The organism is Streptomyces sp. NPDC048479 (assembly GCF_040651435.1).
Lineage (GTDB): Bacteria > Actinomycetota > Actinomycetes > Streptomycetales > Streptomycetaceae > Streptomyces.
Window position 1 is genome coordinate 160187 of sequence record NZ_JBEZKA010000002.1, and the last position, 22772, is coordinate 182958.

The 22772-nt window shown below is 70.5% G+C and carries 20 protein-coding genes and 2 pseudogenes; 5 read left to right on the plus strand and 17 right to left on the minus strand.

Annotated features, from left to right (window positions below; all coding sequences use genetic code 11):
• Positions 1-68 precede the first annotated feature (68 nt).
• The 8 genes from AB0D12_RS03520 to AB0D12_RS03555 form a co-directional block, all read right to left on the minus strand.
• Positions 69-1103: an ABC transporter permease gene (locus AB0D12_RS03520; RefSeq protein ID WP_362676648.1), complete on the minus strand. Its 1035-nt coding sequence runs from the start codon at positions 1101-1103 to the stop codon at positions 69-71.
• Positions 1100-2623: a sugar ABC transporter ATP-binding protein gene (locus tag AB0D12_RS03525; protein WP_362676650.1), complete on the minus strand. Its 1524-nt coding sequence runs from the start codon at positions 2621-2623 to the stop codon at positions 1100-1102. Before AB0D12_RS03525 ends, AB0D12_RS03520 begins: the two co-directional genes overlap by 4 nt.
• A gap of 220 nt (positions 2624-2843) precedes the next feature.
• Positions 2844-4025 carry an ROK family transcriptional regulator gene (locus AB0D12_RS03530; protein WP_362676652.1) on the minus strand — a complete coding sequence of 394 codons (1182 nt, stop codon included), beginning with the start codon at positions 4023-4025 and terminating at the stop codon, positions 2844-2846.
• A 277-nt stretch (positions 4026-4302) separates the two neighbouring features.
• Entirely contained in the window at positions 4303-4980 is a 678-nt protein-coding gene (locus AB0D12_RS03535; RefSeq protein WP_362676654.1) for a GntR family transcriptional regulator, read from the minus strand.
• 91 nt (positions 4981-5071) lie between these two features.
• Entirely contained in the window at positions 5072-5548 is a 477-nt protein-coding gene (locus AB0D12_RS03540; protein ID WP_362676656.1) for an NUDIX domain-containing protein, read from the minus strand.
• 121 nt (positions 5549-5669) lie between these two features.
• Positions 5670-6617, minus strand: coding sequence for a beta-ketoacyl-ACP synthase III (locus AB0D12_RS03545; protein ID WP_327327040.1), 948 nt, complete (start codon positions 6615-6617; stop codon positions 5670-5672).
• Positions 6618-6666: 49 nt separating this feature from the next.
• Positions 6667-7398 (minus strand): hypothetical protein, encoded by a 732-nt coding sequence (locus AB0D12_RS03550; protein ID WP_362676658.1) that lies wholly within the window; start codon positions 7396-7398, stop codon positions 6667-6669.
• 96 nt (positions 7399-7494) lie between these two features.
• Positions 7495-8415: a LysR family transcriptional regulator gene (locus AB0D12_RS03555; protein WP_362676660.1), complete on the minus strand. Its 921-nt coding sequence runs from the start codon at positions 8413-8415 to the stop codon at positions 7495-7497.
• A 125-nt stretch (positions 8416-8540) separates the two neighbouring features.
• Here AB0D12_RS03555 and AB0D12_RS03560 point away from each other — a divergent pair, with 125 nt between their 5' ends.
• Together AB0D12_RS03560 and AB0D12_RS03565 are read left to right on the plus strand one after the other, a co-directional pair.
• A complete protein-coding gene (locus AB0D12_RS03560; RefSeq protein ID WP_362676662.1) occupies positions 8541-9350 on the plus strand; it encodes an inositol monophosphatase in 810 nt (269 codons plus the stop codon).
• Between the two features lie 45 nt (positions 9351-9395).
• The gene (locus tag AB0D12_RS03565) at positions 9396-10040 is read left to right on the plus strand and encodes an NAD(P)-binding domain-containing protein (RefSeq protein WP_362676664.1); all 645 of its coding nucleotides are present in this window, start codon (positions 9396-9398) and stop codon (positions 10038-10040) included.
• A 269-nt stretch (positions 10041-10309) separates the two neighbouring features.
• Here AB0D12_RS03565 and AB0D12_RS03570 read toward each other — a convergent pair whose 3' ends face one another.
• The gene (locus AB0D12_RS03570) at positions 10310-10582 is read right to left on the minus strand and encodes a pentapeptide repeat-containing protein (protein ID WP_362676666.1); all 273 of its coding nucleotides are present in this window, start codon (positions 10580-10582) and stop codon (positions 10310-10312) included.
• Between the two features lie 30 nt (positions 10583-10612).
• Complete coding sequence (locus tag AB0D12_RS03575; protein ID WP_362676668.1) at positions 10613-11953, minus strand: diacylglycerol kinase family protein; 1341 nt, start codon at positions 11951-11953, stop codon at positions 10613-10615.
• Positions 11954-12080: 127 nt separating this feature from the next.
• Here AB0D12_RS03575 and AB0D12_RS03580 point away from each other — a divergent pair.
• Positions 12081-12224, plus strand: a pseudogene (locus tag AB0D12_RS03580) (Fe-S-binding domain-containing protein); the annotation flags it as partial.
• A 5-nt stretch (positions 12225-12229) separates the two neighbouring features.
• Positions 12230-13069, plus strand: coding sequence for a formate dehydrogenase accessory sulfurtransferase FdhD (gene fdhD / locus AB0D12_RS03585; protein WP_362677250.1), 840 nt, complete (start codon positions 12230-12232; stop codon positions 13067-13069).
• Between the two features lie 113 nt (positions 13070-13182).
• Here the strand turns inward: fdhD and AB0D12_RS03590 are convergent, their stop codons facing one another.
• From AB0D12_RS03590 to AB0D12_RS03615, 6 genes and pseudogenes are all read right to left on the minus strand, one after another.
• Positions 13183-14874, minus strand: a complete 1692-nt coding sequence (locus AB0D12_RS03590; RefSeq protein ID WP_362676670.1) for a PHP domain-containing protein — start codon at positions 14872-14874, stop codon at positions 13183-13185.
• Positions 14875-14902: 28 nt separating this feature from the next.
• Complete coding sequence (locus AB0D12_RS03595; protein WP_362676672.1) at positions 14903-16837, minus strand: LamG-like jellyroll fold domain-containing protein; 1935 nt, start codon at positions 16835-16837, stop codon at positions 14903-14905.
• 346 nt (positions 16838-17183) lie between these two features.
• Positions 17184-18548 carry a GAF domain-containing SpoIIE family protein phosphatase gene (locus tag AB0D12_RS03600; protein ID WP_362676674.1) on the minus strand — a complete coding sequence of 455 codons (1365 nt, stop codon included), beginning with the start codon at positions 18546-18548 and terminating at the stop codon, positions 17184-17186.
• A 188-nt stretch (positions 18549-18736) separates the two neighbouring features.
• Positions 18737-19159: a (2Fe-2S) ferredoxin domain-containing protein gene (locus AB0D12_RS03605; RefSeq protein WP_362676676.1), complete on the minus strand. Its 423-nt coding sequence runs from the start codon at positions 19157-19159 to the stop codon at positions 18737-18739.
• A gap of 12 nt (positions 19160-19171) precedes the next feature.
• Positions 19172-19552, minus strand: a pseudogene (locus AB0D12_RS03610) (MarR family winged helix-turn-helix transcriptional regulator); the annotation flags it as partial.
• 31 nt (positions 19553-19583) lie between these two features.
• Positions 19584-20621, minus strand: a complete 1038-nt coding sequence (locus AB0D12_RS03615; protein ID WP_362676678.1) for a bile acid:sodium symporter family protein — start codon at positions 20619-20621, stop codon at positions 19584-19586.
• A 149-nt stretch (positions 20622-20770) separates the two neighbouring features.
• Here AB0D12_RS03615 and AB0D12_RS03620 point away from each other — a divergent pair, with 149 nt between their 5' ends.
• A complete protein-coding gene (locus AB0D12_RS03620; RefSeq protein ID WP_362676680.1) occupies positions 20771-21685 on the plus strand; it encodes a LysR substrate-binding domain-containing protein in 915 nt (304 codons plus the stop codon).
• Between the two features lie 45 nt (positions 21686-21730).
• Here the strand turns inward: AB0D12_RS03620 and AB0D12_RS03625 are convergent, their stop codons facing one another.
• Positions 21731-22711, minus strand: coding sequence for an Lrp/AsnC family transcriptional regulator (locus tag AB0D12_RS03625; protein ID WP_362676682.1), 981 nt, complete (start codon positions 22709-22711; stop codon positions 21731-21733).
• Positions 22712-22772: the final 61 nt, after the last annotated feature.

Here is a 22772-nt window from a genome sequence, read left to right on the forward strand (position 1 = left end):
TTCGGCTGGGCGGTGCGAGGGATGGGGGTGCGACAGATGAGGGAAGCGGGAGGGAACGGCCGGCCGGGTCAGGCCTCCGCGCCTCGCAGCGTGCGGTGCTGGACCAGAACCGCGGCGACGATGATCGCGCCCTTGGCGATCTGCTGGACGGCGCTCTCCAGATTGTTGAGGGCGAAGATGTTGGTGATGGTGGTGAAGACGAGGACGCCGAGGACCGAGCCGACGATGGTGCCGCGGCCGCCGCTGAGCAGCGTGCCGCCGATGATTGCCGCGGCGATGGCGTCGAGTTCGTAGAGATTTCCGTTGGTGTTCTGTCCGGATCCGGCGAGGACGATCAGCATGAAGGCGGCGATTCCGCAGCACAGTCCGGAGAGCAGATACAGATAGAGCCGCTGCCGCCGTACATCGATGCCGGCGAGGCGGGCCGCTTCGGCGTTGCCGCCGACGGCGACGGTGCGCCGTCCGAAGGTCGTACGGTTCAGCAGCAGCCAGCCGACAACCGTCACCGCCGCGAAGACCAGCACCAGCGGAGGGATGCCGAGGATGTAGGCGTCCTTGATACCGAGGTCGAGTACGGAGTTGACGGTGACCATCTGCGTCTTGCCGCCGGTGATCTGGAGTGCGAGTCCGCGGGCGGAGGCGAGCATGGCGAGGGTCGCGATGAACGGCACCATCCCGCCGTACGCGATGAGCAGACCGTTCACCAGACCGCAGCCCAGCCCGACGACGACCGCGGTGAAGAGGATGCCCGCGAAGCCGTACTCCTGTGTTGCCAACGTTGTCGCCCATACCGAGGCGAGCGCGACGATCGCGCCGACCGACAGGTCGATGCCGCCGCTGGTGATCACAAAGGTCATACCGACGGTGACCACGCCGATGATCGAGGCCTGGGTCAGCACGAGTTGAAGGTTGCTCGTATCGAGGAATTCATCCGGCTTGGTGATGCCGCCGACGGCGATCAGGACGCCGAGGACACCGAGCAGCGAGAGATTGCGGACATCGGCACGCAGTCCGAGCGGTCGACGCCAACCCTCGTTGTTCGGTGCGGACTTGGCGGTGGCCATCGGCGCGTCCCGCTGCGCCGGAGAAACTGGCTGCGTCATGCCGTCGGGCTCCCTTCCATCACAAGGTCGAGTACGCGATGCTCATCGAGCTCCCGGGCGTCGGCCGTGTGCACGACGCTGCCCTCGCGGAGCACCAGCACCCGGTCGGCGAGGCCCAGTACTTCGGGCACTTCGCTGGATACGAGGAGTACGGCGAGGCCTTCGTCGGCCAGCCGACGGATCACGGCGTAGAGCTCGGCGCGTGCGCCGACGTCGACACCGCGGGTGGGCTCGTCGAGCAGCAGCACCCGGCAGCCGCGCAGCAGCCAGCGGGCGAGCACGGCCTTCTGCTGGTTGCCGCCGGAGAGCGTACGGATTCGGGCGTCGGGGTTGTCGGGTCGCAGGGAGAGTTCCCTGGTCGCCTGCTGCGCCGCCCTGCGCTCCTCCTTGCGATCGAGCCAGCCGACCCGGGAGAAGCGGGAGAGCGTGGAGACCGAGACATTGCGGGTGACGGACTCCAGCATCAGCAGCCCCTGCGCCTTGCGCTCCTCGGGGGCGAGTCCGACTCCGGCGCGGACGGCCGCCCGGACGCTGCCGGGGCGCAGGGGGCTGCCGTCGACGAGAACGCGGCCCGCGCTGGGCCTACGGGCGCCGTAGATCGTCTCCAGGATCTCGGAGCGTCCCGAGCCGACGAGTCCGGCGAGCCCGACGATCTCGCCGGGCCGCAGTTCCAGGTCGACGGGCGCGAACTCCCCGTACCTGGCGAGTCCTTCGACCCGCAGGACCGGTTCGCGGATCCCCGCGCGGTCGCCTGCGGGCCGCTCGGGGAAGACGTATTCGACGTTCCGTCCGGTCATCAGCGCGACGACCTCGCCGGTCGGCGTGGACTTGGCGGGCAGTCCGACGGCGACCGCCCGGCCGTCCTTGAGTACGGTCACGCGGTCGCCGATGCGCCGGATTTCCTCGAGTCGGTGGGAGATGTAGACGACGGCCACCCCGTCGGCGGTCAGGTCGCCGACGATACGGAAGAGGTTGTCGACCTCGTCGGGGTCGAGGGCCGCCGAGGGCTCGTCCATCACGATGAGGCGTACCTCGTGGGAGAGGGCGCGGGCCATGGAGACGATCTGCTGCTGCGCGGCCGAGAGGTCGCCGACACGGCGGGCGGGTTCGATCTCGGAGTGGCCAAGTCGCTTCAGCAGCCCGGCCGTTGCCGAGCGGGCCTCCCTGCCCCGTACGACGAAACCGGCTGCTGTCGGTTCGTGTCCGAGGAAGACGTTCTCGGCGACCGAGAGACCTTCCACCAGGTCGAGCTCCTGGTAGATGGTGGCGATGCCGAGCCGCATGGCGGCGATGGGCGATGTGAGGGAGACCGCTCCGCCGCGCCAGGTGATCTGTCCGCCGTCCGGCTGATGGGCTCCGGCGAGCACTTTGATCAGGGTGGATTTGCCGGCGCCGTTCTGGCCGAGGAGGCAGTGGACCTCGCCGGCCTGGACCTCCAGGTCCACGCCGTCGAGGGCGCGGACGCCCGGGAACGACTTGGTGATACCGGACATGGTGAGCAGGGGTGGTTCTGGTGCCATGACAAATCCCCTCGGCGGGTGCGGCCGGTGAGCGGGCAGGGCGTGGTGGTCGTGCTGTGCGGTGGCACTCGTGGTGCCGGCGGCGCTGGAGGTGCTCGTTAGTGCTCGCGGCGCTGGAGGTGCTGGTGGTGCTCGCGCCTTGCGGTGCTGGAGGTGCTGGCGGCGCTGGTGGTGCTCGCGCCTTGCGGCGCGTCTGGCGTCCTGCGATCGACCGGCCCGGTCAGGCCGGCGAGAACAGGTGGTCGCTGATGAGCCGGGCCGCGCCGATCACTCCGGCGGTCGGCCCCAACTCGCCCAGCACGATGGGGAGGTTGCCGGTGGCCAGCGGCAACGACTGCCGGTAGACCTGGGTACGTACGCTGGCCAGCAACGTGTGGCCGAGGCCGGTCACTCCGCCGCCGATCACCACGAGACCCGGGTTGAAGAAGCTGACGAGTCCGGCGATGACCTGGCCTACGCGGTTGCCGCCGTCACGGATGAGATCGAGCGAGGTGGCGTCGCCGGCGGCCGCGGCGGCGGCCACATCGACGGCGGTGAGCCTCCCGGCGGTCTCCAGCCGGGCGGCGAGCTCCTCCGACCGGCCGGTGCGCGCCGCGTCCTCGGCGTCGCGGGCCAGCGCGGCACCGCTGAAGTGGGCCTCCAGGCACCCCTTGTTGCCGCAGGCGCAGGCACGGCCGTCCGGTTCGACCTGGATATGACCGATGTCGCCGGCGCTGCCGGTCGTACCGCGGTAGACCTCGCCGCCGACGACAATGCCGCAGCCGATGCCCGTACCGATCTTGACGCACAGGAAGTCGCCCACGGAGCGCGCGACGCCCGCGTGCTGCTCCCCCATCGCCATCAGGTTCACGTCGTTGTCGACCATGACCGGGCAGCCGAGGTCCTGGCTGAGTGCCTCGCGTACCGGGAAACCGTCCCAGCCCGGCATGATCGGGGGCGCGACCGGCACACCTTCGGGGAAGCGGACCGGTCCGGGGACGCCGATGCCCGCACCGTCGAAGCCTTCGGCGAGTCCGGAGGCCCTGAGCTTGGCCGCCATCGACAGCACCTGCTCGAAGACGGCGACCGGGCCCTCGCGTACATCCATCGGGTGGTTGAGATGACCGAGCACCTCGAGCTCGGCGTTGGTGATGGCCACATCGATCGAGGTGGCGCCGATGTCGACGCCGAGGAAGCGGAGCGCGGGCGCGAGCCGGATGTTGTGCGAGCGGCGCCCGCCGCGCGAGGCGGCCAGACCGTCCGCGACCACGAGCCCGGTCTCCAGGAGACGGTCGACCTCCACGGCAAGCTTGGAGCGCGACAGATCGACCTGATCGCCGAGCTGGGCACGGGAGTTGGGCCCGCCGTCGCGCAGCAGCCTGAGCAGTCGCGCCTGGTGCGCGTTCGCGGGTCGAGCGGTCATACGTCTCACGTGCCCCTCCCCGCCTGATCGGCCTCCGTCGGTCTTTCGAGGGGAACGTAGCAGCGCTTTGCTCAACTGGGAAGGACTTGCGCAGAGTTCCGGTACGACTTTCTCCACAGTCGGGACAAAGGTCTGATCGCCCGTGGAGACGGGGCCGAGTCCAGCCTCCGGCGGCGAAACTCAGCCCCTCCGGCGTTTGAGGAGCGGGGCTTGGGGCGGAGCCCCAACAAGAGCCCTCGCCGGCGATTGAGGCGCGGGGTCCGGGGCGGAGCCCCGGTCAGGGCTGCTCGCGCTGGTGGTACGTCGCGCGCGTGTGCTCCGTGTGCGCCCGCATGACCTCCGTCGCACGCTGCTCGTCGCGGGCCGAGATCGCCGCGATCAGCTCCCGGTGCTCGATCCAGGACTGCCGCCCGCGCTGCCGCGCGACGGGCGTGTAGTACCAGCGGACCCGCCGGTCCACCTGTCCGGACAGCTCGGCCAGGACGAGATTGCCGGCGAGCTCCATCACCTTGGCGTGGAAGCGGGCGTTGGTGGCCACCGCCATGTCCACGTCGTCGTCCGCGACGGCCTGTTCGCCCTGCGCGCAGAGCTCTTCGAGCGCGGCGATGCCCGCGGAACCGGAGTTCGCGGCGGCCAGCCGGGCGGCCTCCGCCTCCAGAAGCGTACGGACCGAGAGCAGCTGGTCCGCCTCCGCTTCGGTCGGCTCATGGACGAACGCGCCCTGCGCCGGGCGCAGATCGACCCAGCCCTCGGAGTTGAGACGTTGCAGTGCCTCGCGCACGGGCTGGCGGGACACGCCGAGATGGCCGGCGAGTTCACTCTCGACCAGGTGCTGGCCGGGGCGCAGCGCGCGGGCCGTGATCAGTTCGAGCAGTGCCTCGTAGACCCGCTCACGCAGTGGACCGGGTCGTTCCAGCTTGGGCACGGTTCCCTGCGGCAGTCCTGCGGACACCATCGCGGTTCCCCCTCTGGCACACAGCGGCGAGCGACAATTGGCTATTGTCTACAGTCTACCGAACGCAATCCCTCCTGTGCCGGGATCCTGATCACCTCCGGCCGGAGTCAAGAAGCTCGGTCAGCCGATCGAGGAAGACCCGCTGACCGGCGACCAGCTTCTCCCTCGCCGCTTCGACGCCCAACCACTCGGCTCGGTCGATCTCCGGGAACTCCTGTATACGGCCCGATCTCGGAGGCCACTCCATGGTGAAGGTGCCCGGCACGACGAGGTCCGTGTCGAGGTCGCCCTCGAGCGTCCAGACGGTGACGATCTTTCCTTTGGGCTGGCGGGCTTCGCCGAGCGGCAGCCAACTGCCGTCGGGCGGCGCCAGACCGAGCTCCTCCTCGAACTCCCGCCGCGCGGCGGCCATCGGCTCCTCCTCCGGGGTGTACTCACCCTTCGGTACCGACCAGGCGGCCTCGTCACGTGCCTGCCAGAACGGCCCTCCCATATGGCCGATGAGGACCTCGATGTCCGTACCCCGCCTGCGGAACAGCAGCAGACCCGCGCTTCGCTTCGCCGTCATGCGGGTTAGTTTGCCCCGCTTCAGCGACAGTCAGCCCGAGCAGCACGTCCCCGTTGCCACGGGTAATGCGCGCCGCCATCCGATACGCGCGCCGCCTTCCGGTCGTCAGCACCCCGAGGGCTCAGGGGCAGCGGATGACCTGACCCGCGTACGAGAGATTGCCGCCGAAGCCGAAGAGCAGCACCGGATCGCCCGACTCGATCTCGCCGCGCTCGACGAGCTTGGAGAGCGCCATCGGGATCGAACCGGCCGAGGTGTTGCCGGACTCCACCACATCGCGGGCGATCACGGCGTTGACGGCGCCGATCTTCTGGGCGACGGGCTCGATGATCCGCAGATTCGCCTGGTGCAGGACGACCGCGGCGAGCTCCTCCGGGGTGACGCCCGCCCGCTCGCAGACCTTCCGGGCGATGGGCGGAAGCTGGGTGGTGGCCCAGCGGTAGACGGACTGGCCCTCCTGCGCGAACCGCGGCGGGGTGCCTTCGATACGTACGGCATGGCCCATCTCCGGGACCGAGCCCCACAGGACGGGGCCGATCCCGGGCTCCTCGCCCGGCCTGGTCGCCTCGATGACCGCGGCGCCCGCGCCGTCGCCGACGAGCACACAGGTGGTGCGGTCGGTCCAGTCGGTGATGTCGGCCATTTTGTCGGCGCCGATCACCAGGGCGCGGCTCGCGGCCCCGGCCCGTACGGTGTGGTCGGCCGTGGCGAGCGCGTGCGTGAAGCCCGCGCAGACGACATTGAGGTCCATGACGGCGGGCGAGCCCATGCCGAGACGGGCCGCGACCCGGGCCGCCGTGTTCGGGGAGCGGTCGATCGCCGTGGAGGTGGCCACCAGCACGAGATCGATGTCGGCGGGCGTCAGACCGGCGGAGGCCAGCGCCTTGGCGCCGGCGTGCGCGGCCAGCTCGTCGACCGGCTCATCGGGTCCCGCCACATGCCGGGTCTCGATCCCGACGCGGCTGCGGATCCACTCGTCGCTGGTGTCGACCATGGCCGCCAGGTCCGCGTTGGTGAGCACCTTGGCGGGCTGGTAGTGCCCGAGCGCGACGATCCGTGAACCGGTCATGGATGGCGTTCTCCTCGTACAGAAGTCAGGAACCACCCAGTCTTGGCTGCTACCACCCGGTACGGGGACATGTGATCCCACAGCTTCGGGGCCCAGACTTTGGAGCTTCCCCAAGAGTACGACGACCCTTGGCCCTAGAAAGCATACTGTAGACAATATCCTGTCGACGCTTACTCCCCTCGGTCAAGGATGGGGTGTGACCGAGATGCACGTCAAAGGGGCAACGAGATGATCTTGGAGCCCTGATGTACTCGCACTCACCCGCGGCGGCGGGGTCGCGTTCGGCGACGTGCCGGGCGACCGCGTCGATGCCGGGGCGGGCGTACCGCTCCAGGGAGCGGACGGAGGCATGGCGGGAGCGGGCCGGCAGCATCGGCCTGGAGGTGCCGTCCTCGGCGTCGTGCGTCAGGGCGCTGTGGCGGAGCCGGTGCAGGGTCCAGCCGTCCAGGTCCTCGATGTCCTCCGGTGAGGCGAGCGGGCTGGCCGGCAGCCGGGGGTACTCCTCGAAGATCTCCTCAGCCCGGCGGTAGGAGAGCTGGGCCCGGCCGGTCTCCCGGCACACATCGAGCGTCGGCGTTCCGGCCGGGGCCTTGCGGCCGGTGAGGAACAGCGGGCCGCGGGTGCGGCGGGCGATCAGGCGGGACAGCACCTGGGCGGTGCCGCACTGCCAGTGAATCCACTCGGTCGCCCCGCCCTTGGCGGTGATCCTGCCGCACTTGTCCGCCGGATACAGGTCCTCCGTGGTTCGCCGTTCGTTAACGGCGCCCCTACTGGCCAGCACGACAACGCGGGAACGGACCTGTTCGCGGTAGACGTCGTGGGCGTGTCTACGCAGCGTGGGGTTGCAAGGTCCACCGGGTGTGACCTGCCAGGCCCGCTACTGGTTAGGGGTGAGTGGTGGGGTGAACAGGGCCCGGAGGGTTCGGGTGGCTGTTTCGCGCAGCCAGGTGTGGGCGGGGTCGTTGTCGTGGCGCTGGTGCCACAGCAGGTGGAGGGGTACATCGGGCAGTTCGAGTGGCACCGGCAGTGTGGTCAGGCCGAGCTGGTGGCGGATGGAGCGGGTGGCTGCGTCGGGGAGGGTGACCACGAGGTCGGTGTCGCGGGCGAGTTGCAGTGCGGTGGCCGTGGTGGGGGCGGAGGCGATGACGCGGCGCCGGTGGCCGAGTGCGGTCAGGGCGTCGTCGATCCGGTTGTGCAGGCGTCCGCGCCGGGAGACAGTGAGGTGTTCTGCCGCCGCGTACCTCTCGGCGGTCACGGGCTGTTCGGTGAGCGGGTGGCCTGGGCGGACGGCCAGGGCGAGCCGGTCACGGCCGATGAGGCGGTGGCGGATATCGGGCAGGGACGGCGGGCCGGCACTGGAGGCGAGGTCGACCTCGCCGCGGCGCAGCTCGGGGGTGTCGTCGCCTGGCTCGGCGGTCAGACGCAATTGCACGCCGGGGGCCTGGCGGTGCACAGCGGCGATCAGGGCGGTCCCGCAGGTGGTGGTGAGGGCGTCGTGCCAGCGGACGGTGAACACCCGCTCCAGAGCCGCCAGATCTAGTTCCGTCTGAGCGGACAGCAGTTGGTGGGCCTGTTGCACCAGGGCGTGGACCTGGGTGCGCATGGCCAGCGCGCGGGTGGTGGGGGTCATGTGGCGTCCGGTGCGGACCAGGATCTGGTCGCCGGTGGCTTTGCGGATACGGCCCAGCGAGCGGCTCATCGCCGGTGCGGTGACGTGGAGGCGCGCTGCAGCCCCGGCCACGCTGCCCTCTTCCAGCAGGGCGTCCAGGGCGGTGAGCAGATTCAAATCCAGTTGCATGACAGTAACTGTACGAGTGAATACCATGCACTTGTTGTTAACGCTTGAGGCTTCTACCTTCGAGGTGCGGGGCCGAGGGAAGCACCCACAGTCGCCCCGCTTCTGCCGAATCCAGGGAGCACGCCATGACCACAGCCATGCCTTTTGACCTCGACGCCGCGCTCCAGTCCGCGGTGACCGCCGCGGCGAAGGACGCCGGGGTCACCCTGCGGGAGCGCTACACGACCCATGCCCGGGGCGTGAGCCTGGAGGAGGTCGTCGGCGAGATCCACGCGAATGACGACGCGGTCCTCGCCGTAATGCGTGAGCCGCTGCTGAAGGCGAGGCCGGGGTCGCAATGGGCGGAGGACGAGCTGGCCGGCGGGGCACTCCCGCCGGGCGAGTGGTGGGTCGTCGACCCGGCCGAGGGCAACATCAACCACGTCCACGGCATGCCGGACTGGGCCGTCACCGCCACCCTGGTGCGCGACAACCAGCCGGTCCTCACGGTCGTTCACCTCCCGCTGACCGGCGACATCTACACCGCCACCGCCGGCGGCGGCGCCCACCTCAACGGCCGTCCCCTGGCCGTGTCGGCCAAGAGCGACCTGGGTGCCGCGCTGATCGGCACCGGACAGGCCCGGCCCGGCGAGAGCACCGGCACCTTCCGCCGGATCGGCGCATCGGTCACCGCCATGCTCACCGCCGGCCTCGTCGTGCGCGTATCCGTCCCGGCCACGCTGCAGCTTATCCACGTCGCCGCCGGACGCATGGACGCCTTCTGGCAGTTCTCCGACGTCCGCTCCGGCCTCGTCGCCGGCGCCCTGCTGGTCACCGAGGCCGGAGGTACCGTCACCGACCTGGACGGCAAGCCCTGGAGTGCGGCCAGCCGCGACTTCCTGGCCGCCGCCCCCCACATCCACACCGCCGCGCTCGACGTCCTGTCCTCGATCTGACCGGCCCCTCACCCAAACCACCCAGTCCGCAAGGAGCACCCCATCATGACCAGCATCGGCATTCTGGGCGCCGGCCGCGTCGGCACCAACCTCGCTCGCACCCTCGCCGCGGCGGGACACCACGTCACCCTCGGCCGCCGCGAGAACGGCGACGAGACGGGCACGCCGCTCATGGAGGGAACCGCAATCCGCTACGCCGATCACTCCACCACCGCCCGCGCTGCGGACATCGTGATCAACGCCACCCCCGGCGACAGCACCCTGAGCCGGCTCACCGCCCTGCGGGCCGAACTCGCGGACAAGATCCTCATCGATGTCTCCAATGCCACCCACGACGCCGCCGACGGGCTGCCCGGCGACCTGTGCTACCCAGGCAGCAGCCTCGCCGAACAGCTCCAGGCCGCCCTGCCCGACACCCACGTCGTCAAGACCCTCAACACCATGCTGTTCATGGTCATGACCGCCCCAGGAACGCTGACCACCCCGCCCACCGCCTACCTCTCCGGAGACGACGAGCAGGCAAAGAAGACCGTCACCGGCCTCCTCGGCGACCTGGGCTGGCAGCCCGCCTGGATCGAGGACCTCGGCGACATCACCACCGCCCGCGCCACCGAATCCATGATCCTCGTCGTCCCCCACATCATGCGCCGCAACGGCTTCACCCCCTTCGCCGTCTCCCTCGCCCGCTGACCCCGACCCCACCGAAGGCACGTGCCCCGGCCACACCGGACGCGCCACCGAGCAGCGGCGGGCGCGCCCCCGGTTTCCGGGTGTGAGTAGTTGCGGTACAGAAAGTGCCGCTGAGATTGATCATGGTCGAGACCGTCCTCCGGCAGCCGAAGAAGACCACCGTCATGAGGCCCTGAAACCTACCGGTGGGTTACTTGCTCCCTGGTGTCTGGGCCAGGACTCCGGGGCCTACTACGGCGCCACCCGGCCCTGACCGCCATTCGCCACCGCTACGCCTCCGGGGCCCACCCCTCCGGCATCTTCGTGCGCTTGTCAGTCACGATGCCTGTCGTAACCGCCCTGGACAGGTCGGCCCCCCTAAGCATCGCCCCGGACAGGTCAGCCCCCGTCAACGTCGCCTCGGGCAGGGCGGCCTTCGTCAACGTCGCCTCCTTCAGGGCGGCATCCGTTAACGTCGCTTTGCCCAACTTGGCCCCCGTCAGCGTCGCCCCGACCAGGTAGGCCCCCGTCAAATCCGCCCTTCGCAGATTGGCCCTCGTCAACGTCGCGGCCGGACCGACACCAGCCGTTGATCAAGCGGCACCGCGTCCTGCCGCGACCCGCCCCATCGTCAGCGCCAGGCGCCGCACCCGGCGCCAGTCCATCGGCGGGGCGCCGTGCGGCACGCCGGGGCGGTGCCGGGGCACGCGCATGCGCAGAGCGCCGGCCGCGAGGCGACAGTGCACCGGGGTGGGCAACATCAGGGCCTCGCCGTCGACACCGACCGGGATGAGGAGAGCGTCGGCGTCGACGACGACCTCTCGGGCGGTGGCCGCGGTCAGCCCGCGGCCCTGCCCGCCACGCAGCAGGAGCTCCGTAGCTTCGGCGGCGTTGCCGACGCCGACACAAAGCACTCCCAGCTCGCCGGAGTCCAGTCGCTCTCGGCGCCCCAGTCCCGCCGAGTCGCCCCTCTCATAGGGGTTGTTGCTCACCAGTACGGCCTGGGGACCGTCCATGGTCAGCGAACCGGCACGGACACTCAGCCGCGCGCCGCTGTGGTGAGTCAGCAGATCCGGCAGCATCTCCAGGATCGTGCGGGCCTTGTCGTCGCGATAGGCGGGACTCTGCACGACTTCCGCGTACACGCCGAACGAGGCGTTGTTGATGAAGACCTGCCCCGGGCTCACGTCCACAGGCTCCCCCGCATGGAGGTAGCCGAGGTCGACGCGCAGTTCGACGCCGTCGGTCAGTGCCTCCAGACATCTGGAGGGATCCTGCCGGTCCAGACCCAGATCCATGGCGAAGTGGTTGCGGGTGCCGGCGCTGATCACCATGAAGGGAATGTCGTGCTCTGCAGCCACACCGGCGACCGAGGCCTGCGTACCGTCACCACCCGCGACGCCGAGCAGGTCGGCTCCACTCCGGACGGCCCGCCGCGCCAGCTCGGCCACATCCTGCCGTTGAGCCGGATCCAGCACGACGACCTCCGCACCAAGAGTTCTGGCTCGCTCCGCCAGGTGGAACTTCTCGACCTTTCCGCCGCCTGAGAGCGGATTCATGATCAGGAACGGTCGCTCGGCCCGGCTGACGGAGCGCTCCGGCATGCTTGGCGAAGTGTCGTCCACAAGTGCGGCCCTGCCTGCGGAAACGGCCAGCGCCCAAAGGCCGAGCGAGACCAGCACGACCCACAGCAGCCCGGCAGCCGTGTACAGAAGCAGGACACCGAGCGGCGCGGCGACCACCAGCAGCGCGGCCAGCACCCTGATCCAGCCGGTGTGGGTGAGCATCCACCACACGCCGGCCGCCGTGAGCGCCAGTCCTGCCCACCCCACCCCCATGAGCACAAGGCTTCCGAGCCCGGCGAAGACCACCAGCACCAGAAGCGCCGCTGCGCCCGCCGCCAGGGCCAGACGCGCGGTCCAGCGCCTGCTCATGGGGTGACCTCCCGCCGCTCCACCGGCTGCCGGACAGGAATCTCGAGCATTGCGTACCGGGTGAGCCGAGTTCCCGTGGACATGGACGACCGCAGGCATCCACTCCAGGGTACGAGCGGTCACCTGCTGCGGCGTCGGCTGCAACCTCACTCTCCATGTGCAGGAGAATGAGATCGTCAAGGTCACCTCACCGCACGACAACCCGGTGACCCACGGCAACCTCTGCATCAAGGGCCGCTTCGGCTTCCAGCACGTACAGAATCGGATGTGATCGCCATGGGACGGGTCACCGAGCGCCGCCGCACGATCCGCATCAGGGACGGCGTGGTATCGACCCGTCCCGACACCCTCGTGGCCGAGGAACCGCTGGAGATCCGGCTCAACGGCAAGCCGCTCGCCATCACCATGCGCACGCCGGGCGACGACTTCGCGCTCGCGGCGGGATTCCTGGTCAGCGAGGGTGTGCTCGGTTCCGCGGACGAGCTGCAGTCGATCGTGTACTGCGCCGGGGCCACCGCCGACGGATCCAACACCTACAACGTGGTGGACGTCCAGCTCGCGCCGGGCGTGCCGGTCCCGGACATCACGCTCGAGCGCAACGTCTACACCACCTCGTCCTGCGGACTGTGCGGAAAGGCCAGCCTCGACGCCGTACGCACCATCGCCCGCTTCCCGATCGCCGACACTCCCCCGGTCCGCGTCGAGCCCGCTCTGCTCGCCGCCCTCCCCGACCGGCTGCGTGCGGCCCAGCGGGTCTTCGACCGGACCGGGGGCCTGCACGCGGCCGCGCTCTTCTCGGAGGACGGCGAACTGCTCGACATACGGGAGGACGTCGGCCGGCACAACGCGGTCGACAAGCTCGTCGGCCGGGCGCTCCAGGACGGCAGACTGCCGCTGTCGCGGGTGATCCTGCTGGTGTCGGGGCGGGCGTCGTTCGAGCTGGCGCAGAAGGCGGTGATGGCCGGTATCCCGGTCCTTGCCGCGGTCTCCGCGCCCTCCTCGCTCGCCGTAGATCTGGCTGCCGAGACGGGTCTGACCCTGGTCGGTTTTCTGCGCGGCGCCAATATGAACGTGTACGCGGGCGACGAGCGCATCGCCTTGAGCACCGAGGTCTGAAGCGCCCCCGCTGCACGGGGTACGGACCCGGCCGACGGGGAGCGCCCCCTGCGCCGGCCGGGTCCCTCCGTGACAGCTCGGAGCACGAGGTCCACTCAGTGCACGAGGTCCACTCAGTGCACGACGTCCACGAAGACCGGGTTGGTGTAGCACCAGGTGTCCAGCCACGGGTCGCCGTTGCCGGGCTCGTGCGGGATCGGCCCGTGCGGGTCGATCGCCGCGCCCAGGAAGCCGGGGCCGTTGCGCTTGCCGTCGCTGCCGCGCAGCCGCAGATAGAACGACTCCTCGGCCTTCCCGACCGGGATGCGCAGCGTGCAGCGGCCGGTGCGGCCCTCGACATCGGCGGTGTGGACGACGCGGGTGTCGGGCGCGCGCCATTCGTCGCGGTCGGCGACCGGGCCGTGTACGGCGCCACGGATCACGTCGAGGTGGGCGAGGCGCGGCACCTCAGCGTGGTGGTTGGGGCGGGATGCCGTGGTGACGGTGACATTCAGGACGATCTTCTCTCCGCGGCGTACGCGCAGCCGCCCGCCGAGAGTGACGCCTCGGCCGATGCCGTGCTCCCTGTTGACCCGTACGTCGATGCCGTCGATGAGCTGACCGTGGTCGACCCAGACGCGGCCGGCCCTGAGGCCCGCCATCACGTCCCGGTAGCCGTAGCGGGTCACGCCGACATGCGTACGGCTGAACTGGCCGGGCCAGAAGTCGCCGCCGGGCTGCGGCTCTGCGGTGTTGACCGGGTCGGGCAGCCTGCCGGTGTTGTCGAAGTTCTGGCCGGGCAGCCAGTCGCCGTTCTTCCAGGTGTCGTACGCGACGCGGTGGACGTCCGAGTTGGTGGTGATGGAGAACAGCCGGCCCTCGGCGAGCATCGCGTCCCACAGGCCACCGACGGTCGCGGTCGCCCAGTCGAAGCCGCCGTACGTCACATAGGCCGCGGCCGGGTAGCCGGGCCAGGAGTTCTCGGAAGGCTTGTTGACGTACTCGCCACGGATGCTGTTCGGTCCTGCCCAGCCGGGGAACGCGCCTGCCTGGGCGCCGGGCGCGCCCTCCATGCCGATCATGATGCCGGGGGCCGCGTCCCGCCAGGCTCGCATTTCGTGCGGGGAGTCGATGCCGAGGCGCAGCGGGTGGTTGGCGAGGACGAGGATGTCGTCGACGTATCCGCAGCGGCGCTGCTGGTCGAGCCATTGGAGCGCCTTGACGGCGTGGGCCTCGTTGCGCGGGGTGTCGGGGTGGTTGGGTCCACCGGCGGTGTAGCCGAGGAGTTTGCCGTCGTAGGCCTGCTCGAAGCGGGTGAGCAGCTCGACCTCGTGGCGGCCGGGCGGTGAGAAGACCGTGCAGTGCTCGGCGCCGGGGATGTACCACTCCAGGCCCTGGAAGATCAGCATGCGCTTGTTGTCGACGCGGGCCTTGAGGATCTCGCGGTGCTCGGCCTCGGCGCCGCCGGCCCGGGCGTGGCCGATGTTGCTGTGCTCGGTGAAGACCATCCAGTCCAGGCCGTACCGCGATGCGGCGCCGGCCAGCTGGGAGAAGGTGTACTTCGCGTCATGGCTGTAGACCGAGTGCACATGGTGGTCGCCGACGAGGTAGACGAGGTTCGGGTCGCCGGAGGCCGGGGTGTGCGCCTCGGCCGCGGTGGGCGCGAGCAGGGCGCCGCCGGCGAAGGCGGCACCACCCGCGAAGGCGGCGCCGAACAGGCCCGCGCTGCGGAGCAGTCCGCGCCGCGAGAGTCCCTGCGGGTCGAGCGAACCGGGGGGTACGTCGGGGTCTGCCCAGTGCGGCAGGGGCTGTATCGGTCTCGGCATGGCGTGCTTCTCTCTTGGCGCGGAGGGGTCATGCGTTCATGAAGTCGCTTACGGGCAGGGCGCGTTCGACGATCCGGATGTCGCCGAGCCAACCGTGCATCAGCTGGTCGAGGGCGCCGCCGTACTCATAGGCGCCCAGCAGCCAGGGCAGGCCGAGTGTGGCGATTCCTGTAGTGCGGGTGGCGGGGTTGCGGGCGACCTGACAGCCGTCGACGTACATCGTGGTGTGCTTTGCGTCGTTGACAACGGCGACATGCCACCATCTGTCGCGCTCCAGCTCATGGCTCCAGTTGGTGATCAGGCCGGGCTGGTTGAGCGGGGCGGCGGCCCACTGGATGCCGGGTCCGTCGGAGAGGGAGAGGGTGGCGACGGGCTCTTCCGGGTCGCCCCCGGTCTTGCCTGCCGCGCCGAGGGTGCCGCGGCGGCTGAGGATCGACCCCCAGGCGTGGTGTCCGGCGTCCCAGTCGGCGGGGAGGTTGAGGAAGGCCTCGATGGTGTAGCCGGAGCGGAAGGTCTTGGCGTTGAGCGGGGCGTCCTTGGCCGTACGCAGATACGCGCCGTGCAGCGGGGGCTTGCCGCCGTCGAAGTACAGGCTGCCGTGTCCGGGCTGGTCGGGGTGGTGGCTGTCGGACCAGCGCAGGGCGTCGGCCGGACTGCCGGGAACGGGCTCCCGCGTCAGGTCGTTGCGGTGCCCGGACAGATCGGGGACGCGGAGGGCGGCGTCGGCCGGGGAGCCGTCGGGGTGCCAGCCGTCGAAGCGCCAGTACGCGACGGTGCCGGGGACGAGCATCCTGGCGGCGGGGCGGGGGCCGCGGGCAGGCACGGGCGCGAAGCCCGCGAACCGCTTCTCGAAGTCGATGGGGACGGAGAAGAGGTCTTCGGGGCCGGTCAGTTCGATCTCGCGGCGCTCCAGCTCGTTGAGGTCCTCGCCCGCGCGGCCGAGGATCCACGGGGAGATCGTCTCGACGTCGATGGTGTTCCTTGCGAGGTCGAAGCGGTAGAGGCGGATCATCGCGCTGCCGCCGTAGTACCGGTTCTGGTAGTTGGTGATGTGCAGATGCACGTCGCGGCCCGCGTCGTTCTTGCGGGTGGTGCGGGCGGCGGGCCAGTAATGGCCGTTGAGCGTGAGGAATATCTGGTCGTGGCCGGCTATCAGCTCGTCCCAGAGGTGCTTGCCGTGCGGTGAGAAGTCCGCCTCGTCACCTGACTTGTCCGCGTACACGATCTCGTGGGTGGTGAGGATGACCGGCGTCGTCGGATGCTTGGCGATGACGCCCTTGGCCCAGGCGAGACCGGCCGCCGACGGACGCCAGTCGAGCGCGAGCACCAGCCATTCGCGGCCGGCCGCGCGGAAGAGGTGGTACGTGTTGTAGCCGTCCGGTGTGGCCCCGCCGAAGGTGGGCAGCCGGCGCAGCCGCTGCGGGCCGAAGGTGGGCAGCCGGCGCAGCCGCTGCGGGCCGAAGGCGTCCAGGTACGGGGTGCGGCCGCGCTGGTCGTCGGTCGAGGACTTGATGTCGTGGTTGCCGGCGACGACGCTGTAGCCGACGCGCCGCCGGTCCAGGAGCTCGAAGGCCTCGCTCAGCGGCCCGAATTCGCCCGGCTGCCCGTTCTCCGTGAGATCGCCGAGATGGGACAGGAAGACGATGTTCTCGTTGCGCCCTTGGTCGAGGACGTAACGCAACGAGGCCTCGACGGGCGCGGTCCGGATGCTCGCGCCGTCGAAGAGGTACTGGGTGTCCGGCATGACGACGAGCGTGAATCTGGGGCTGTCGGGGTCCGGACGCCAACTGGCAACGTTGTCAGGAACGTTCTGGTGAGGCAGGGCCGCGGCGGGGGTGGCGGCGCCGAGCCCGAGTCCCCCGGCAGCGGTCGCGGCGCCTGTAAGCCCGGTGGCGCGGAGGAACGTTCGACGGCTGGAGGCGGCGAGGAGCGGGCCGTCGGGCTGGTGGAGCGGACTGCACATGGACTCTCCGCGGGACGATCGTCGGGGTGATCGAGTGCACGGTAGCGAGGAGCGTCGGGCGGGGCGGGGCAAAAATGGCGACTACTGAACAAAGAATCAGTGAATGCGGGTGGCTGGATTCGGTCGGTCGGGCCGGGCGGCCCCGCCGGGGCCGTATCGGGCAACGTTCGTGATGGGCACGCCGCCCGGGTCCTGTTCCGGGCAGCGCATGGCCGTCAGGCTGTGCTACCGCAGGCCCTTCGAGAGCCGCTCCCGCAGCCCCGCGGTGAGCTGGTATGCCGCTGATCTGGCGTCAGGAACCGATCGACCGGTTCCTCCAGCGCCGCCGGGCGCCTGCTTTCCGGCCTCAGTCGGTGGTGGCGGTAGCCGACTTGGGGCTGGCGTGCGGCGCAGGGATGCGGACGGCGATGAGTGCCACATCGTCGCTGCCGGGCTGTGCGAGGCCGGTGAGCAGCTCGTCGCAGAAGGACTCCAGGGGTTCCTGGGCGAGGGCGGCGGCGTGCTGGCGCAGCCGTGCGGCACCGCGGTCGAGGCTTTCGGTGCGTCGTTCGATGAGGCCGTCGGTATAGAACAGGATGGTGGAGTTCGACGGCAGGACCTCGGTGGCGTCAGGACGTAGTCGGGCGGGATCCACTCCCAGCAGCATGCTGCGGCCATCGGTCAGGAATCGCGTGTCGCCTTTGGCGCTGATCAACAGCGGAGCGGGATGGCCGGCGGCGGCGTATTGCAGCCTCCACGGCTGATGCGCGTCAGACTTCTCAAGCAGTGCGTAGATGCAGGTCAGGGTCTGGTGGGGATAGAGAATGCTGATGGCCGCGTCCAGCCGGCCCAGGATCTTGCCCGGTGGCTCTTTGCGGTCGCTGGCGATGCCGCGCAGCATGTTGCGCATATGGCTCATGGTCACGGTGGCCTGCAGGTCGTGGCCCGCGACGTCTCCGATGATGAGGGTCATGGCACCGCCGGGCAGCACGAACGAGTCGTACCAGTCTCCGCCGACCTGGGAGGTGGCCAGGGCGGGCTGGTAGCGGGCGGCCAACTCGAGGGGACCGCGCGTGGGCAGATCGGGCAGCAGGGAACGTTGGATGCGCTCGCCCGTGTGCTGGACCTCGGCGTGCAGACGCGCGTTCTCGACGGCGAGCGCGACGCGGTGTGCCAGGTCCTCCGCCAGCGGAAGACTGTCGTCGTCCAGAGCGCCGGTACTCGCTGTGCGTGCCAGGGTCAGGGCGCCCAGCACCTGGCGGCGGGCCCGCAGCGGCGCGATCACCACCGTGTCGGCTCCCAGATGGTCGAAGAGTTCCAGCTCCCTGGCATGCAGAGGATCGGCCGCGTTGTCGGGTGCGGTGAAGGTCGTGACGAGCAGTGGTCCGGCGCCCCGCAGCGCGCGGGCCACCGCGGCGGCGGAATTCTCGGACACGGGTGGCAGCTCACCCTCGTAGAGGCCGGGTGACAGCAGATCCGGCTCACGGTGCTCGATCACCTGCCGGCGCAGGCCGCCGTGCTCATCGAGCAGATCGACCGCGCACCAGTCCGCGAGGCCCGGCACCAGTGTGCGGCACAGGCGTCGCAGACCCTCGTCGATGTCGAGGGTGCTGGCCAGCGCCTCAGAGGCGTTGGTCAGCAGCGTCAGCCGGTCCAGGGCATTCTGCACCGCCCGGTCCACCTCATGGATGGCCTCGGTCGGCTCATCGGGGCCGTGCGACTTCGCACCCATGCACATGCACCTCTTCCGCGTCTGCCGGTCCGCCGCAGCGAACGCAAACCCGCCGGGCAGCCGGGAGCGGCCGGGGGCCTGACTCCATGCTGCGCTTCAGACGGGCCCGCGGCCGGTGGTGACATGCCGCCCCGCCGGGACTGCTGACCGGCAGCACATCGGTTACCCGGCACATGCGCGTCGATCCACTACGCACGGCGCGAAGTGCGAGCGCGCCGGCGGGTCTCCGCCGGGGCCGGGATCCTCTGGAGTTCGAGCGTGGCCGGGAGTTCCGCGAGGCCGGGGCCGCCCGCCCGCACCCAGGCCAGGATGTCGGCCGTGCAGTCGTCGTCCAGCGCCCAGCCGATCCAGGCCGCGCGAGCTCCTCGGCGACGGCCCTCCGTGGAGGGCTGGACCACGATCACATTTGCCTGACCGCAGGGGCCGAGGCAGTCGCTCGTACGGACTGCGAGCCGGCCGTCGGAGGCCGCGGCCGCCTCCCGCAGCCTGGCCAACTGGCCCTCGTGGTCGGTGCCGGGGTTCTTCCGGGCGTCACCGCAGCAGCACCCACGGCAGACGACCAGGGTGCAAGGGCGGGCGCCGAAAGGGGGTATGGCGTACGTCGTCGTCACTCGGCGATCTTGTCAGTCGCAGGGCGCGGCGGGGTCCGCGATCCGCCTCAGCAGCGCGAGGAATTGGTCACGTTCGGCGGGCGTCAGCGCCGCGAGCAGCTCGTCGTTGGCGCGGTCGGCGACGGTCTCGCAGGGCCGGAGCCTGCGGCGGCCCGCGGTGGTGGCGGTGAGGGCGTTCTTGCGCCGGTCGGCGGGGTCGGGGGCGCGGCTGACCAGCCCGACGTCCTGGAGGTCGTTGAGGATGCCGACCATGTCCTTGAGGTCGACGGACAGCACGCGGCCGAGCTCGGCCTGGGCGGCCGGGCCGAGTTCGACGACTGCGGAGAGCACCGCATGGTGCCACATCTTCATGCACTCGTCGGCGAGGGCTTTCGCGACGAGACCGCGGCCCCGGGTGGGCTTGGGGTCCTCGCCCCGGGCCCCCTCAGCCCCGCGCCGCCGCCTTCTCCGGCCGCGCCACCCGCGCCTCGCCCGCCTCCGCCGCGCCCACCGGCACATCCCGCGCCCGCCGCTTCGCCAGCACGGCGCAGACCATCAGCTGCATCTGGTGGAACAGCATCAACGGCAGCACGGCCAGGCTCGCATGGGTCCCGAACAGCACGCTCGCCATCGGCAGCCCCGCCGCCAGGCTCTTCTTCGACCCCGCGAACTGGATCGCGATCCGGTCCTCCCGGACGAAGCCGAGCCGCTTCGACCCGTACCACGTCAGCGCCAGCATCGCCGCGAGCAGCAGCGCCTCGACGAGCAGCAGCGCACCGAGGCGGACGGGTGTCACCTGGTGCCAGACGCCCGCGACCATGCCTTCGCTGAAGGCCGTGTAGACCACCAGCAGGATCGACCCACGGTCGACGTACCCGAGCGCCTTCTTGTGACGCGTCAGGAAGCCGCCGACCCACCTCCGCAGCAGCTGCCCCGCGAGGAACGGCACCAGCAGCTGCAGCACGATCTTCAGCAGCGAGTCCGCCGAGAAGCCGCCCGCGCTGCCGCCCAGCAGCAGCGCCGCCAGCAGCGGCGTCATGAAGATGCCGGCGAGGCTGGAGAAGGACCCCGCGCACATCGCCGCCGGTACATTGCCGCGGGCGATGGAGGTGAAGGCGATCGACGACTGGATCGTCGACGGCACCAGGCACAGGAACAACAGGCCACTGTAGAGCTGCGGCGTCAGCACCAGCGGCTCGAGACCCTTCGCCGCGAGACCCAGCAGCGGGAAGAGAAGGAACGTCGAGCCCAGCACCGTCAGATGGAGCCGCCAGTGCTTGAGTCCGTCGAGCGCCTCGCGCGTCGACAGCCGCGCACCGTACAGGAAGAAGAGCAGTGCCACGGCCCCGGACGACGCCCCGCCGGCCACGTCGGCCGCCGCCCCCGATGCAGGAAGCAGTGCCGCGAGGACCACCGTCCCGAGCAGCGCCATGATGTACGGATCCGGCAGCCAGGACGGCAACTGCAGCGTGCGGCGGCTCATGTGCTCCACGTGCTCTCGGTTCAGGGCGTGCCGGTGGCTCCCGGTTCAGGGCGTGCCCGCCCCATGCTCCTCCTGATCCGCGCGATCGGGAATCCCGTACACCACTCTGACTGTCATCACGGATCGCGATAGCGCGCTAGCCTCGACGTATGTACGACCCGGCCCAGCTCCGTACCTTCCTGGCGGTCGCCCAGACCCTGAGCTTCACCCAGGCCGCCCACCGTCTCGGCCTGCGCCAGTCGACGGTCAGCCAGCATGTGCGCCGCCTGGAGGACGCGACCGGGCGCCAGCTGTTCAGCCGGGACACCCACAGCGTGGAGCTCACCGAGGACGGCGAGGCGATGCTCGGCTTCGCCCGCACGATCCTTCTGGCGCACGAGCGCGCGTCCGCGTTCTTCGCGGGCACCCGGCTGCGCGGACGGCTCCGCTTCGGGGCCTCCGAGGACTTCGTACTGACCCGGCTCCCCGAGATCCTGGAGTCCTTCCGCCGCGACCACCCCGAGGTCGATCTGGAGCTCACGGTCGAGCTGTCGGGCACCCTGCACGAGCGCCTGGAGGCGGGCCGGCTCGATCTGGTGCTCGCCAAGCGCCGGGCGGGCGACACCCACGGCGAACTGGTCTGGCAGGACACCCTGACCTGGATCGGCGCACCTCGGCTGCGGCTGGACCCGGACCGCCCGGTGCCGCTGATCGTCTTCCCGCCTCCGGGCATCACACGTGCCCGCGCCCTGGAGGTCCTGGAACTCCACGGCCGCGCCTGGCACATCGCGTGCACGAGTACCAGCCTGAGCGGTCTGATCGCGGCGGCGCAGGCCGGGCTCGGCGTGATGGCCCACACCCGCGGACTGATCCCACCCGGACTGGTCCCGGTCCCGGCCCGCGCGGGACTGCCCGAGCTGGGCGATGTGGACTTCGTCCTGCTGCACGGCCATCGCCACGATGCCGCCCAGGAGGCCGCGGACGCCCTGGCGTCGGCCATCCTGGCGGCCGGCGACCGGCTGCACCGTCCCGCCGGACCGCGGCGCCCGGTGAGTCGCCCGGCCGGTCGCCGAGGCGGTCCGTGAGCACGAAGCCCGCCACGATCCTTCGGTGAACTCGGCGGCAGCCGCTCAGCGGCGCTCCTCGTACCGCAGCTGCTTCACCGTTCGCAGCACCGGCGCGCACTCCACATGCTGCACACCCTCAAGACGGCCCAGATCCTCGTTCAAGTAGCGGTAGACGGAGGCCGTGTCGCGGCAGACGATGACCGCCACCAGATTGCAGTGGCCGGCCGTCGCGGCGGCGAAGGCCACTTCCGGATGGGTGGCGAGCGCTCGGCCGACGGCATCCATCGCCGAAGGGGCCGCGGTGATCCACAGCAGGGCCCTGGTCCCGAAGCCGAAGGCGCCCGAGTCGAACTGCACGTCGATGAAGAGCGCGCCCGAGCGCAGGAGTTGGTCGAGCCTGCGGCGGACGGCGGACTCCGAGCGGCCGGTGGCCGCCTGCAGTTCGGCGAAGCTCGCCCGGCCGTCGCCTTCGAGCGCGGCGACCAGCGGTTCGTCGTCGGCGGTGATGCGCGTTCCCCCGTCCGGGGTCGGCGCCTCGCTGAACACCGGGCGCAGGGCATCGACCTGGTCGGGTGTGAGCGCGCGTCTTTTGCCCAGCCACCCCGAGGGGCCGCCGTAGAAACCGTGCAGCAGCTGGTGGGCGCGGATCTCGACGATGCTCGGGGTGCGCGGGAGCTTGCCGAGGAGCAGGTCGTCGTGTTCGCCCCGGGTACGCATCCGCGTCATGCCGACCACCTCCGTACCGCCCGAAGTGAGGCCGATCCAGGCGGTGTCGGGGCGGCGTGCGAGGGCGCGGGCAATGGAGTCGGCGGCGTCGGGGGTGCAGCGCAGCCGCAGCATCCACTGCTCCTGGCCGAGGCGTTCGACGTCGCGGACGGCGACGACACGTACACCGAACTCCGCACGCAGCCGCCGGAATCGGCGGGCGACCGTCTGGTCGGAGACGCCCAGCACGGCGGCGATGCGGCTGAAGGAGGCGCGTCCGTCGGTGTCCAGAGCATGCAGCAACTGCAGGTCAAGCGCGTCCGGCAGGTGGGATTCCACCGCTGCACACACTCCTCATGTCGGATTCCGGCGGCGAACGCGCGCTGACTGCCGGATCAGG

What these genes read in the sequence shown, in the direction of transcription:
- AB0D12_RS03520 (WP_362676648.1), bottom strand. Translation starts at nt 1,103, where the DNA reads ATGACGCAGCCAGTTTCTCCGGCGCAGCGGGACGCGCCGATGGCCACC.
- AB0D12_RS03525 (WP_362676650.1), bottom strand. Translation starts at nt 2,623, where the DNA reads ATGGCACCAGAACCACCCCTGCTCACCATGTCCGGTATCACCAAGTCG.
- AB0D12_RS03530 (WP_362676652.1), bottom strand. Translation starts at nt 4,025, where the DNA reads ATGACCGCTCGACCCGCGAACGCGCACCAGGCGCGACTGCTCAGGCTG.
- AB0D12_RS03535 (WP_362676654.1), bottom strand. Translation starts at nt 4,980, where the DNA reads ATGGTGTCCGCAGGACTGCCGCAGGGAACCGTGCCCAAGCTGGAACGA.
- AB0D12_RS03540 (WP_362676656.1), bottom strand. Translation starts at nt 5,548, where the DNA reads ATGACGGCGAAGCGAAGCGCGGGTCTGCTGCTGTTCCGCAGGCGGGGT.
- AB0D12_RS03545 (WP_327327040.1), bottom strand. Translation starts at nt 6,617, where the DNA reads ATGACCGGTTCACGGATCGTCGCGCTCGGGCACTACCAGCCCGCCAAG.
- AB0D12_RS03555 (WP_362676660.1), bottom strand. Translation starts at nt 8,415, where the DNA reads ATGCAACTGGATTTGAATCTGCTCACCGCCCTGGACGCCCTGCTGGAA.
- AB0D12_RS03560 (WP_362676662.1), top strand. Translation starts at nt 8,541, where the DNA reads ATGACCACAGCCATGCCTTTTGACCTCGACGCCGCGCTCCAGTCCGCG.
- AB0D12_RS03565 (WP_362676664.1), top strand. Translation starts at nt 9,396, where the DNA reads ATGACCAGCATCGGCATTCTGGGCGCCGGCCGCGTCGGCACCAACCTC.
- AB0D12_RS03575 (WP_362676668.1), bottom strand. Translation starts at nt 11,953, where the DNA reads ATGAGCAGGCGCTGGACCGCGCGTCTGGCCCTGGCGGCGGGCGCAGCG.
- fdhD (WP_362677250.1), top strand. Translation starts at nt 12,230, where the DNA reads ATGGGACGGGTCACCGAGCGCCGCCGCACGATCCGCATCAGGGACGGC.
- AB0D12_RS03590 (WP_362676670.1), bottom strand. Translation starts at nt 14,874, where the DNA reads ATGCCGAGACCGATACAGCCCCTGCCGCACTGGGCAGACCCCGACGTA.
- AB0D12_RS03595 (WP_362676672.1), bottom strand. Translation starts at nt 16,837, where the DNA reads ATGTGCAGTCCGCTCCACCAGCCCGACGGCCCGCTCCTCGCCGCCTCC.
- AB0D12_RS03600 (WP_362676674.1), bottom strand. Translation starts at nt 18,548, where the DNA reads ATGGGTGCGAAGTCGCACGGCCCCGATGAGCCGACCGAGGCCATCCAT.
- AB0D12_RS03615 (WP_362676678.1), bottom strand. Translation starts at nt 20,621, where the DNA reads ATGAGCCGCCGCACGCTGCAGTTGCCGTCCTGGCTGCCGGATCCGTAC.
- AB0D12_RS03620 (WP_362676680.1), top strand. Translation starts at nt 20,771, where the DNA reads ATGTACGACCCGGCCCAGCTCCGTACCTTCCTGGCGGTCGCCCAGACC.